The organism is Citreicoccus inhibens (assembly GCF_019039035.1).
In the GTDB taxonomy this organism is placed as follows: domain Bacteria; phylum Myxococcota; class Myxococcia; order Myxococcales; family Myxococcaceae; genus Citreicoccus; species Citreicoccus inhibens.
Map to the genome: position 1 here is coordinate 120,033 of NZ_JAHNZT010000007.1, position 12,582 is coordinate 132,614.

Below are 12,582 nucleotides of genomic sequence, written 5' to 3' on the forward strand. Positions count from 1 at the left end.
TTCGTGTCGTGAAGCAGCCGCGCCGGCTCGTCAGTGTGTCGCACTCCTATGTCGTCGGACTCAACCGCCGACTCGCCAACGAGATGGCTCGCGTGGGCGCGGGGCGCTGGGAAATCACCGCGCTGGCTCCGCGCTCCTTTCGGGGGGACCTGGGTCCCCTCACCCTCCAGCGCGCCCCGGATGAACCCGCGCAGGTGGAGGCGGTGCGAGCCCTGCTGAGCCGCTCACTCCATGCCTTCGTCTACGGGCCGGAGCTCCGTGCGCGACTCACGGGGAACGTCTCCCTGGTGCACTCGTGGGAGGAGCCCTACGTGATGGCGGGCTTGGAAGTGGCCCTGCTCACGCCGCGCAAGGTTCCGCTCGTCTTCTGCACCGCGCAGAACCTCTCCAAGCAATACCCCTTCCCCTTCTCCCAGGCTGAGCGGTTCGTCGTGCAACGCGCCTCGGGCTGGATTGCCTGGGGCCAGACCGTGCGAGACACGTTGCTCGCGCGCCCCGGCTACGCGCAGCGCCCCTCTCACGCCCTCCCCATGGGCGTGGACACGGAGCTGTTCCATCCCAACCGCCCCGCGGGCGAAGACTTCCTGAGCGGGCAGGGCTGGACTTCCGATGGGCCTCCCATCGTGGGCTACCTGGGCCGCTTCGTTCCAGAGAAGGGAGTGCCGCTCCTGATGGCCGCACTCGAGCGACTGTCCACGCCATGGCGAGCGCTCTTCGTGGGCGGAGGCCCCCTGGAGGACCCTCTGCGCGCGTGGGGGCGCCGCTTCGAGGATCGCGTGCGCGTGGTGACGGGCGTCCCTCACGGCGACGTGCCCCGCGCGCTCAATGCCATGACCGTGCTGTGCGCCCCCAGTCAGACCACGCCTCGATGGAAGGAGCAGTTCGGTCGCATGCTCGCCGAAGGATTCGCCTGCGGCATCCCAGTCCTCGGCAGTGACTCAGGCGAGGTTCCACGAACCGTGGGCGACGCGGGATGGGTGCTCCCCGAGACCAACCCCGAGGCCTGGACAGCCGCGCTGGCTCGCCTGCTGGAGAGCCCGGAGCAGCGCGCGGAGCTCTCCGCGCGAGGACGCGAGCGGGCTTTGACTCACTTCGCGTGGCCCGTGGTCGCGCGGGCACATCTCGACTTCTTCGAGCAGGTCCTCGAACAGAGGTCGGCCTGACTTCCCACCGTGGCGGTCACTCCTCCAATCGCTTCACGAACGAGGCCGCCATCGCGTCCCATGAGCGGGCGCGCAGCACCTCCGACAGCGCGGCCACGCGAGGCGCGAGCATGTCCGCCTCCGAGCGCCACGCCTCCAGCGCCTGCACCAGGGCGCCCACATCGTCGGATGCGTCCAGCAGCAAGCGGCGCAGCTCGGGCGGATAACACTCCGCCACTCCCGCCGAGCGACTCACCAGCGCTGGGATACCCGCGCACAGCGCCTCATGGACGCCCAGCCCATAGGGCTCGTAACGCGTGGGCGCCACCAACACATCCGCCGCGGACAGCAGCACGTGGACATCCTTTCGGAAGCCCAGGAACTGGAGCCGCGACCCCATCCCCTGCGCCAACGCCTGTCGCTCCCAGGCGCTCCGCTGCGCCCCCTCCCCCACGACCTTCAGCTCCACGTCCCACCCCTCCCGCGTGCACAAGCGAGCCCACGCGGAAAAGAGTCGATCGAATCCCTTGCGCCGATCTCCCAACGCCCCGATGAAGAGCGCGACCCGCCGCGCCTCCGGCCATCCCAAGGCTGCCCGAGCCGCGCGCCGCTCCTCCCAGGACGGAGGGCGAAAGCGCTCCGGGTCGCTTCCCAGATAGACGACGTGGACGCGGTCCTCGGGCACGCCCGTGGCGGCCAGCAAGTCCTCTCGCGTTCGCGCGGAGTTGGCGATGATGAGGCGCGCGCGACGCAACGCCACACGCTCACGTTGGACATACAACGCGTGGCTCAGCTGCGTCTTGAGCTGTCGCAGGGGCGTGCCAGTCGCCTCGGGCTTCCAGGCGCCGTGCACGTAATGCACCCAGTTGACCGCAGGCACCGCGCAGTTGCCGCCATTGGCCACCACCTCGCCCCCTTCGGCCAAGGTGCGCGTGGCCCAGAAGCGACCCGCGGCATCCAAGAGGGGCTCCCCGAGCAGCGCGGCGCCCGCGGGCCGAGGCACCTTCACGAAGTGCACACGCGGGTGCTGGCGCAGCGAGTCCGAGATCCGATGCGCCACCAGGCGCACCTTCCCCCCCTGTCGCACGAGCCAATCCGCCAGCGCGAGATTCGCGCGATCCATCCCCCCCGTGTCGACGAAGTCACCTGCGATGAGGGTGTAGGGTCGCATGATGGTAGGCGCTGTAGAGCGCGGCGTTGAGCAGCCAGAACTCCATGCCGGACTGGCTCATGAAAAAGGGATAGCTGAACGTCAGCGCGAGCGCGCCCAGGTCATAGGCGAACAACAAGCTGCCCCAGAGCCAGAACTCGCCCAAGAGGTCATCGCGACGGCGCGCCACCTGAAATCCCCACGCCATCGTCACCAGCAACGCGAGGGGATAGAACAAGATGCCCAGCGCGCCACCGTCATAGACCCAGGCAGTCCACTGGATCTCCGCCCATAGCGGAGGGTGCTCGGGGTCTCGGTTGTCACCAAAGTAGGCGTTGGCCATGCCGTAGCGGCCCAGCCCCGCGCCCAGCGGATACTCCGGCAGCGCCTCCCCGAACGTGCTCTCCAGGAAGTGACCGCGGTTGCTTTGATAGACATTGCCCGGCGTGCTGTCGAAGAGCGTGTTCCAGCGGGACAGCACCGCGTCACCGCCCATCGTGAGGGCCCAGCCGAAAGCCAGGACCGCCAGCGTTCCCACCACCGAGGCCAACGCGACCATGCGCACCAGACGCCCGCTGAGCGCCAGCACGACGCCCATCGCCACCATGCACACCGCCAACGTGACCGCGGCGGCCCGGACCTGGCACAAATACAGACTCACCAGACCGACGCCGATCCCCGCCACCGCCAGCACCTGCCACGGGGACTTGCGCCCGCTCAGCAGCAGCCCGCCGCCCAGCAACACCGAATAGAAAGCGCCGGTCGCGGCGCCGCCCGGCAGGTCAGTCAGCCCCATGGGGCGAAAGACGCGCTCACCCGAAGTCGTCTCGAACTGGAGGCTGCGCAGGTATCCCTCGCCCTGGCTCTCGACGATGGAGGACAGCGCGGGCTGGAAGCGCCCCGGGAAATAGACCTGGAGCACGCCGACGGTCGCGCTCGCCATGTTGAAGAGGAACAGCAACACGACGATGCGCCGGAACATCCGCTCGTCGATGACCAGCCGCGTGGCCCAGAAGATGGGAGCGAGGACCGAGAGCTGGATGCCGAGTTGCACGGCCGCCGCCATGGGGCTGTTCGTGCTCGGGTGGAAGAAGTTCAGCGACGCGATGGCGACCGCTGCCATCAAGAAGCCCCGCGCGGGATGGCGACGGCCCTGCCCGGGAACCATGACGAGCAGCGCCAGACTCGTTCCGAACGCGGTGATGCGAAACAACACGCGCAACGGAGAGAGTGCGCCCACCAGCAACGCGAGCTGACAGGTAATCAGCAGCGCGATGAAGAAGATGACCACGCGCCCTGAGCCCAGGAAGCCCGTCGCGGGCGCCGCCGGCTGAGGGGCAGCGGCGGGCAGCGTGGCGCCGGGGGTGGCTCCCCCCTCCGGGCGTCGGACGTAGCGCTTGCGCAGGACTCCGGGGCCTTGCAGCTCCGGGCGCACCGGCCGCACGGACAGCGCGGACCTTGGGGCGCTCATCGACTCGCCCCTCGCAGCGAAGCCACGTCGCCCTCCAGCGCGCTCAAGAACGCAGCGGGCTCGCAGAGCGCCTGGGCTCGCGCGGGGCCCGCGCGTCCCAGCGTCTCGCGCAGCGCCACATCCCCGATGAGCCGACGCAGCGCACCCGCCAACGCCTCCGCATCGGGAGGGACGAGCACGCCACATGAGCCATCCACGATTTCGAGTGGCCCACCGAGCGCGGTCGTCACCACCGGCAGCCCGGCTTGCAAGGCTTCGACGAACGCCAGCCCAAAGGGCTCCGGTCCCGTGTTGGGCTGACAGTGCACCTCCGCCGCGCGCAACAGCCGAGGGACATCCGCGCGCTGTCCCAGGAAACGCACCCGAGCCCCGAGCCCCAGCGCCTCGGCCCGCGCGCGAAGCGAATCCAGGTACGCCTCTTCCTCCGGCCGCTGCGCCCCGCCAATCACCCACGCGCGCCAGCGAGGCACGTCACGCAAGTGCCCCAAGGACTCCAACAGCAGGCGCTGGCCCTTCCACTCCTGCATGCGACTGGCCTGGACGATGACCACGTCCTCATCCCCCGCGCCCAACTCCGCGCGCAGCGACGCACGCGCAGCAACGGACAAGGGCTCGGCCGTGGCGGCCAACGGCGGGTAGCGCACGCGATGCGGCGCGCGCGGATACACGTTCGGCAGCGTCGCCGCCGAGTAGCGACTGTTCGACAGCGCCAGGTCGGGCTCGGTGACGCGCGCCCATCGCTCCAGCCAATGCGCACCTTGCAGCGCATCGTGCTGATAGAAGATCAGCGGCACACCCGCCGAGCGCGCCACCGGGCCGAAGAGCGCCTGCGGCCACGCCGCGTGACACACCACCGCCGCGGAGCCTTCGTGCTTCAACAGCCGCATCAACTCGCGACGCGCGTTCCACACGGACCAGGGCCGGCTCACCTTCACCGCGCCAAGCAGATGCACCCGGGCGCCAGCGGCGCGCAGCTCCGAGGCGATGCGCCCCTCGAAGCACAGCGCGAACTCGTGCCGACGAGCCGTGTCCGCCAGCGCGACCGTGCGCAGGAAGACCTCGATCCCCCCGTAGAGGTTGCCGCTGGAGACGTGCAGCACACGCGGGGCCGTACTCAGGACGCCCCTCCCGCCACACGAGGCAGAGCCCCATCGGTTGGCGCCATCACCGGCGCGGGCCGCCCCAGCGCCTCCGCGTAGAACACCAGACTGCGAGAGGCCATCACGTCGTGCCGGAACTCCGCCACCGCGCGCTTCCTCGCGGCGTGTCCCAATCGCTCTGCCAAACCCGGCTCCTCCAGCAGTCGCCGCGCCGCCAACGCCAGCGCCAACACATCCCCCACCGGCACCGTCAGCCCCGTCAGGCCATCTTGACTCACCCAGGGCACACCCGAGTGCGGGATGGCGGTGTTGATCACCGGCAGCCCGCTGGCCATCGCCTCCACTTGCGACAAGCCATACGCCTCGCTGCGCGCGTTGCTCGGGAACCACAAGGCCGTGGCCGCGCGATAGGCACCGCGCAGCGCATCCGGAGACAAGTACCCCGCCCACGTCACGCGCGACGCAATGCCCAGGGCCCGAGCGCGCTCGCGGCCGGACTCCGCCAACGGCCCCTCACCCACCACCAGCAACCGCCCTGGAACGCGCGTCAGCGCCTCCAACGCGGTGAACAAGCCCTTGTAGTAGACGAGCCGACCCACCATCAGCCACAGCGGTCCACCCTGCGCCCACTCGCGAGCCTCCGCGTCGAGCACCGCCTGCGACGGTTCCAGAAAGGGCGCCACGTCGATGCCCAGCGGCAGCGCCCGCACCTTGCGGTGGAACATCCGCAGGAGCGGCGAGCCTTGGACATACGCCTCGCTGGTGGCGAACACGCGGCGCGCCCGCGCATAGGCAATCGCCTCGAAGGGCCGGAAGAGCGCGCCCGCGATGCGCTGACGGATGACATCACTGTGATGCGTGATGAAGAGCGGCGGCAATCGAGGCAGCGCGTCCAACGCGAGCGTGAGCGTGGGATTCGGCGTGTGCAGGTGCAGCACATCCACGCCGCGAGACAGGGCACGGCGCAGCACCCGCGGCAGGTCCGCCATCACATCCATGCGCGCCACGGACGCCTGCCGCCCCAGCCGAATCACGCGCACCAGCCCGTCCCACTCCTCGCGCGTCGCGCTGCGGCCTCGGAACTCGTGGCTCGTGTCCCCTTCATCCGCCGAGTGGTTGGCGACGAGCACCTCCACCTGGGCGCCGAGCGCGGCCTGCTCTCGCGCCAGCGTCTGGACATGCCCCTCCATGCCACCCGACGCGGGCGGATAGAACTTGCCCAGGTGCAGCACCCGCAGGCCGGCCGCCGTCACGAGTGCGCCACCCCATCCTTGGACTCGTCCGCGTACTGGCCATAACCCTGATAGGCCATGTACGCGTCGTTGTAGCGCTGGGCGCGCAGGTCCACGTCGTTGAGGATGGCCCCGTACATGCGCGCCTGCACATCCGCCAGCGAGCGCAGCGCGCGCCGCGCGGACTCGCGGTTCGTGCGGCCGGCCTTCAGCACCAGCACCACGCCATCGCTCTGCGTGGCCAGCACCGCGGCGTCCGCCACCGCATTGAGCGGCGGGCTGTCCAGGATGATGCGGTCGAACCGCTCCGAGGCCGCGCGCAGGAGGTCCGCGAACGCCCGCGTGTGGAGCAGCTCCGCCGGATTGGGCGGCAGCGGGCCACACGGCAGCACGAAGAGGTTGGGCACCTCGGTGCTCTTCACCGCCGCCTCCAGCGAGCCCTCCCCCACCACGAGCGAGCTGATGCCCATCTCGTTGGGCACGCCAAACGCGCGGTGCAGCCGAGGCCGCCGCATGTCCGTGTCCAGCAGCAGCACGCGGTTGCCGCTCTGGGCCATGGCCACGCCCAGGTTGATGCACGTGGTGGACTTGCCCTCCTGCGGCCCGCTGGAGGTGATGACCATCGTCTTGAAGGGCTTGTCCGGCGACATGAACAGGAGGTTCGTCCGGATGGCGCGGCAGCACTCCGCCACCGAGGACTTCGGCTCGCGGTGCACGTACAGGTCGCGCTCCTTGGGCTGCCTGCCTCCCTCGATGCGCGGCACCACGCCCAGGAACGCGAGCCCCAACCGCTCCTCCACGTCCGCCTGCGAGGACACGCTGTTCTCCAAGAGGTCCAGGAGCAGCGCCACGCCCAGGCCCGCCAGGAGCCCCAGCACCAACCCGACCATCAGGTTGCGCCGCACGTTGGGCCGCACCGGCGCGAAGGAGGGCCGCGCCGCGTCCAGCACGCGCACGTTGCTCGTGCGCAACAGGCCTGACAGCTCGATGTCCTTCAGGCGCTTGAGCACCAGCTCATACAGGCGCTGGTTGTTGTCTGACTCGCGCTTGAGCCGATCGAACTCGATGGACTTCTTGTTCACCACGAAGGCCTCGGCCTTCGCTGACTCCAGCAGCTTCTCCAGGTTGCGCTCCTGCGCCACCGCCTCCGCGAGCGCCGTCTCCGCCGCGCGCACCACGTTGTTGAGGCTCTTGAGCAGGTCCTCGCGCATCACCGCCAGCTTGCGCGTGCACTCGAGGAGCTTGGGGTGCTCGGGCAGGTAGCGTTCGGTCAGCTCCGCGCACACGCCACGCTGCTCCACGTAGCGCGACTTGAGCTCCTGGATGGGGCCGTCCTTGGCGCCGGGCAGCGCCTCGGCCCACGTCTCGTCATCCCCCGCGGACTTGCGCAGCTGACGAATGGCATCCACGCGGGCCTGCTGCTCGGCGATGCGCGTGCGCACCTCGGTGAGCTTCAGGTTGTAGGTGTTGATTCGCTCGCTGACGATGCTCATCCGTGACTCCAGCGACGTGGACAACATGTCCGCGTCCTTCTTGAAGTCATAGACAGCCAGTTCGCTTGTCTTGGATTGGTGCGACAGCTCGTCGAGCCGCCCCTCCAGCCAGCTCCGCGCGTCCTCCGTCATCCGCAGCTTGAGGGCCAGATTCTCCGCCATGTACGCGGCGGCCACTTCGTTGGCCAACAGCGCCGCGCGAGGAGGGTCACCGTCCTCCACGGCGATGTTCATCACCCGCGAGTCCTTCTCCGGCAGCACGCGGATGCGGTGCTGGAGCATGTCCACCGCGTCCGTGGCCTGCATGGCCTGCACGCGCGCCGTCTCGTTCTGGATGTGCGTAAGCCCGAGGAAGGCCGCGTCGTTGCTCAGCCCCAGCTTGTCCACCACGCGGCTGGCCACGGCGCGCGAGGTGATGATCTCACTCTGGGTGGCGTAGTATTCCTTGTTGAACCAGTAGTTGCTGCGCTCCTCCCCCATCACTTCCTTCACCTCGCCATCCAGGATGCGGGGCGCGGTGACGTCGATGATGAGCGAGGTGCTGGCCGCGAAGACCTTGGGCTGGCGCAGCGTGTAGGCCGAGGCGACCGCCGCGACGATCGCCGCGACCCCGAGCACCACCCACTTGCGCCGCCACAGCGCACGCGCGCGCTGCACCAAGGCTGAAGGCGTCAGGCCACCCGAGGGGGCAGCCGGTTCGAACAGGCTTCCTTCCACGTCTCTCTCCCGGAGCACATCTGGCGAGGCGCGCCAGCCCGGCGTCGCCGCCCCGACCTGCACCCACACCCGCTCGAATATCCGGACCGAGCGTGCAACGTCCCCGCCGGGTTGTCCATCGTCCCGGCACTGCTTGGACGCTCCTCGTCCATTCGGCCCCACAGCCGGCTGGCGCACTCCAGGCGTGCCTGTGCTACTCACGCCCGCCATGAGTCTGTCTCTCTCCGTCATTCTTCCCTACGACGCCAGCACCGCCGGGGCCGCGGCTCGATTCGCACGTGCTCTGTCTGGAAAGGCACAGGTCCTCCTCGCGGGAGACGGCCCCGTGGACGTGCCGCCTGTTCCTGGAGTCGAAGGCGTCATCGCGCCTGGCGGAAAGGGAGCGGCCCTGCGCGCCGCGCTGCCCCGGGTGACGGGAGACGTGACGGTCGTTCAGGACCCCGACGTCGCTTACGCGCTGGAGGCCTACGACACGCTCGTGCGCCCCATCCTCGACGACACGGCGGATGGCGTCTTCGGCCGTCGGCCCGGACTGGCGCCCGAGCTGTGGGCGGATCGCGCGCTCGGCGGGGTCACGCGGTTCGTCACGGACGTGCCCCTGACGGACCCCCTCACGGGCCTGCGCGCCTTCCGCACCGAGGCGCTGCGCGCCATCCAGCTCACCAGCGACGACGAGGCCGTCGACGCGGAGCTGGTGGTGAAGCTGGCCGCGCAGCTCTTCCGACTCACCGAGGTATCCCTGCCCCCTCTTCAGGGCACGCTGAAGCGCCCGGTGGCCACGCACCTGGCGCGGCTGCGCACGCTGATGCGCTACGCCACCGTGCGCGACGACGCGGACAATCAGCACGAGGGTTACTCCACGCTGGAGCGCATGGACGGCGCCACCCACTACAACCAGTGGTTGGGCCGCCGCTTCCGCGAGCACCTGGGCCGTCGCGTCCTCGAAATCGGCGCGGGCATCGGCACCATCACACGCGAGTTGGAGTCCGGGGCCGAGCTGCTCGTCGCGCTGGAGGTCGAGCGCTTCTACGTGGACCGGCTGAAGAACATGTTCCGCGGCAAGCCCCACGTGCGGCCCTACCTGTCCGACGTGGCGTTGGCGGACTGGGAATCGCTGAAGGCCGAGCAGTTGGACACCATCGTCCTCTCCAACGTGTTGGAGCACATTCCAGACGACGCCGCGGCGGTACGCCGTTTCCGGCAGATCCTCGCGCCGGGGGGCCGCGTGCTCATCCTGGTGCCCGCGCTGCCCGCGCTCTTCGGCGCCATCGACGAAGCCGTGGGCCACTACCGCCGCTACACGCCGGACTCGCTGCGCGCGGTCCTGGAGGGCAATGGCTTCGAGTTGGAGAAGCTGGAGTGGATGAACCTGGTGGGCCTGCCAGGCTGGTTCCTCAACAGCCGCATCCTGCGCCGCCGCGCGGTGCCCAAGCTCCAGCTCCGCGTGTATGACGCGCTCGCGCCCCTCTTCGCCCAGGCGGAGCGAAACGTGAAGCTGCCGGTGGGCATGAGCCTGTTCGCCGTGGCGCGCGTCACCGGAGACGCCGCGCCGTGAGTGCCGCGCCCGAGCCCGTGGTCCCTGGGGCGTCCCCCGCCGCGTCTTCCGGCGCGCCCACCCCCATCGCCACGCCTCGGGCCGCTGGAATGCCGCGCACGGCATGGGCCGCCATGGCGGCGCTGTACCTGTTGCTGTTCCCCTACCATCCTGGGCTCCGCTCTCCGAACGAGCTGTGCCGGCTGTGGCAGACCCGAGCGCTCGTGGAGTACGGCACGCTCGACATCAACGGCGCGCTGCGCGACTACGGTCCGGTGGGCGACCTGTCCGTGAAGGATGGGAAGTACTACCCCTCCAAGGCGCCCTTGCTGTCCTTCGCCGCGGTGCCCGTGTACGCCGCGCTGAGGGCCGTGGGCGGTGGCTATCGCTACGCGGTTCCCGAAGTCCCCCTCGTCTTCTTCACGCGGCTGCTGCTCACGGTCCTGCCCACGCTGGGCCTGTTGTGGCTCGTGCGCCGCTTCCTGGGGGCCTACCTGTCCGCCCGCGTCGCGGATGCCGTCACGCTGACCTACGCCCTGGGCACGCTGGCGTTCAGCTACTCGCTGCTGTTCATGAGTCATCAGACGACCGCGGTGCTGCTCTTCGCGGGCTTCTACGCGCTCTGGCGGCTCGCGCGCGGCGAGTGGCGAGAGCGGGGCTACCTGGGAGTGGGCGCCTGCGCCGGGGCCACGGTCGCGGCCGAGTACACGGGCGCGCTGGGCGTGCTCGGATTGATTCTCTACGCAGTCCTCACGCTGCTCTCCGGCGAGGGACCGTGGACCGTGCGCGCCCGACGGCTGGCGCGCGCGACGGGGCTCGCCGCGCTGGGAGCGCTGCCCTTCGTGGTGGGGCTGATGCTCTACCACCAGGCAACGTTCGGACATCCGCTGGAGACGGGCTACAAGCACCTCAATGACTCGGCCTACCAGCCGTGGCACCTGGGGGGATTCCTGGGCATCCGCACGCCGGATCCGCGCGCCTTCGCGCTGTCCTTCTTCTCCCCACTGCGGGGCCTGTTCACGCTGTCGCCGTTCCTGCTGCTCGCGCTCCCCGGGCTCGCGCTGTTGAAGCGACAGGCGCGCGAGTCCGCGTCGCTGCGTCCCCTGTTCTGGCTCACCGCCGCGCTGCTGGCGGGCTACACGTACTTCACCTCGTCCTTCTCGTATGACTCGTGGGGGTGGACCACGGGCCCCCGTCACCTCACGGGCCTGGTGCCCTTCCTCCTCTTGCCCGTGGGGCTCGTGCTGGAGCGCGTGCGAGACACCTCGCGCCCGTTCACGCGAGGCATCGCGGCCATGGCCTGCGCGACCTCCGTCCTCTTCACCGGGTTGGCCACCTTCATCAATTACATCCCCGATGATGTCTCGACGCCGCTGTTCGGGCTGGCGGAGCCGCTGCTCACCGCCGGCTACTTCCCGCCCAGCGGGCTCGGCTTCCTCGGCGTCCCGACGCAGGCGGCGGGGCTCGCGATGCTCGCGCTGCTCGTCGGCGTGGCCGTGAGCCTCTTCATCGAACTGGGGCGGACGTCCGATGCCGGACGCCGTCTCGCGCCGAGCGTCTGGCTCGCCGGGCTCATCACCCTGGGGCTCCTGGCCGGAGCGCAGGTGCTGGCCACGCGCGGGGACACCGCGGACCGCAACGCCGTGCGCTTCCTCCAGTCAGTCTGGTTGACCCCTCCCCACGGGGCTGTGTCGTTCTGGCCCCGTACGGGAGAGTGACAGCCCCGCGGGGCAATGCGCCTCGCAAAGTTTGCGCGGTACGCACGGTTTGTCATCGAAAGCCGCGTCACCCCATACCCAGCCCTTAAAGACAAACACCCGCAACTGCTGCACGCGACACCTGTCTCAAACAGGCCCGTGCCTTGCTGACTCTCCAGGGCTCGCCTCCGCCCCAGCCGGCGAGGAGTCCTGCAATGAACAAGCAGCTGGTGTCGAACACTCATCACCTCGCGCGTCGCGCCAGGTCAAACACACACATCCACCATCGCGCCCACCTCCAGCGCGGGTTCTCCATGCTGTTGGCGCTGGGGCTCGTGGCGCTCGTCACCACGGCGGTGATGGTGTCGCTGCGCGCCGTCAGCGCCGAGGCGAACCTCCAAGCCCATGAACGGCGCGCCCGCGAGGCGCTCTTCGCCGCCGAGGCCGGCATGGCGGAGGGACGCGTGGTGGTGCAGTCCCTGCTCGGCGCGAGCAACAACTACACGGGCGTCATCGAGGCCCTCGGCAACCTGCGCACGCCGGGCGGCGGCGCCGATGGCTACGTGAACGAGACGGCGGACGGGCTGCCCAGCGCGCCGGGCAACGAGTGGTACCAGGTCATCGGACGGACCGACTACACGATGTCACGTGGCCCCGGCGCCGCCATCGACCCGGGGGTGACGACAGCCAACGCGGAGTTGATGGGACCGACCGGCGTGGCCATCGAGGACTACCCGGAGCCCCTGGGCGTGCACTACCGCGTGTTCCTGGTGGATGACGCGGACGAGGCGCCCACCTCCAACCGGCGCGTCGACACGAACAATCAGGTGTGGCTGGTCGCCGTGGGCGAGGTGGACACGCCCGGTGGCATGCCCTACCGCACCATCATTCGCTCCCTCGTCACCAACGAGAACAGCATCGGCTCGGGCGGCGGCTATTGCCAGAAGGGCGGCTGTGACGCCGCTCATCAAGCGGGCGGCACGGGCGTCGTGGGTGGAGCCGGCAACGTCTACGGCGGGTAGTCGCACCGCGCATTCCTTGGGGGA

Annotated in this window: 9 protein-coding genes; 4 read left to right on the forward strand and 5 right to left on the reverse strand. The window is 69.7% G+C overall.

The annotated features are described in order from the left end of the window. Positions 1 to 8 precede the first annotated feature (8 nt). Positions 9 to 1,163 (forward strand): glycosyltransferase family 4 protein, encoded by a 1,155-nt coding sequence (locus KRR26_RS12030; RefSeq protein WP_217079865.1) that lies wholly within the window; start codon positions 9 to 11, stop codon positions 1,161 to 1,163. Positions 1,164 to 1,179: 16 nt separating this feature from the next. On the opposite strand, the gene KRR26_RS12035 is transcribed toward KRR26_RS12030, so the two are convergent. The 5 genes from KRR26_RS12035 to KRR26_RS12055 are packed head-to-tail and all read right to left on the reverse strand — an operon-like array spanning position 1,180 to position 8,305. Beyond that, positions 1,180 to 2,313: a glycosyltransferase family 4 protein gene (locus KRR26_RS12035; RefSeq protein ID WP_236068522.1), complete on the reverse strand. Its 1,134-nt coding sequence runs from the start codon at positions 2,311 to 2,313 to the stop codon at positions 1,180 to 1,182. Continuing rightward, a complete protein-coding gene (locus KRR26_RS12040) occupies positions 2,285 to 3,763 on the reverse strand; it encodes an O-antigen ligase family protein (RefSeq protein ID WP_217079866.1) in 1,479 nt (492 codons plus the stop codon). Before KRR26_RS12040 ends, KRR26_RS12035 begins: the two co-directional genes overlap by 29 nt. Next, a complete protein-coding gene (locus tag KRR26_RS12045; RefSeq protein ID WP_233577405.1) occupies positions 3,760 to 4,863 on the reverse strand; it encodes a glycosyltransferase family 4 protein in 1,104 nt (367 codons plus the stop codon). The genes KRR26_RS12040 and KRR26_RS12045 overlap by 4 nt, the downstream gene beginning before the upstream one ends. 14 nt (positions 4,864 to 4,877) lie before the next feature. Beyond that, positions 4,878 to 6,053 (reverse strand): glycosyltransferase, encoded by a 1,176-nt coding sequence (locus tag KRR26_RS12050; RefSeq protein WP_217079916.1) that lies wholly within the window; start codon positions 6,051 to 6,053, stop codon positions 4,878 to 4,880. 59 nt (positions 6,054 to 6,112) lie between these two features. Next, complete coding sequence (locus tag KRR26_RS12055; RefSeq protein WP_217079867.1) at positions 6,113 to 8,305, reverse strand: GumC family protein; 2,193 nt, start codon at positions 8,303 to 8,305, stop codon at positions 6,113 to 6,115. A 208-nt stretch (positions 8,306 to 8,513) separates the two neighbouring features. Here KRR26_RS12055 and KRR26_RS12060 point away from each other — a divergent pair, with 208 nt between their 5' ends. The 3 genes from KRR26_RS12060 (at position 8,514) to KRR26_RS12070 (ending at position 12,558) form a co-directional block, all read left to right on the forward strand. Then, positions 8,514 to 9,860: a bifunctional glycosyltransferase/class I SAM-dependent methyltransferase gene (locus KRR26_RS12060; protein WP_120209606.1), complete on the forward strand. Its 1,347-nt coding sequence runs from the start codon at positions 8,514 to 8,516 to the stop codon at positions 9,858 to 9,860. An 89-nt stretch (positions 9,861 to 9,949) separates the two neighbouring features. Then, a complete protein-coding gene (locus KRR26_RS12065; protein ID WP_236068546.1) occupies positions 9,950 to 11,557 on the forward strand; it encodes a hypothetical protein in 1,608 nt (535 codons plus the stop codon). 194 nt (positions 11,558 to 11,751) lie between these two features. Further along, positions 11,752 to 12,558, forward strand: a complete 807-nt coding sequence (locus KRR26_RS12070) for a hypothetical protein (protein WP_217079869.1) — start codon at positions 11,752 to 11,754, stop codon at positions 12,556 to 12,558. Positions 12,559 to 12,582: the final 24 nt, after the last annotated feature.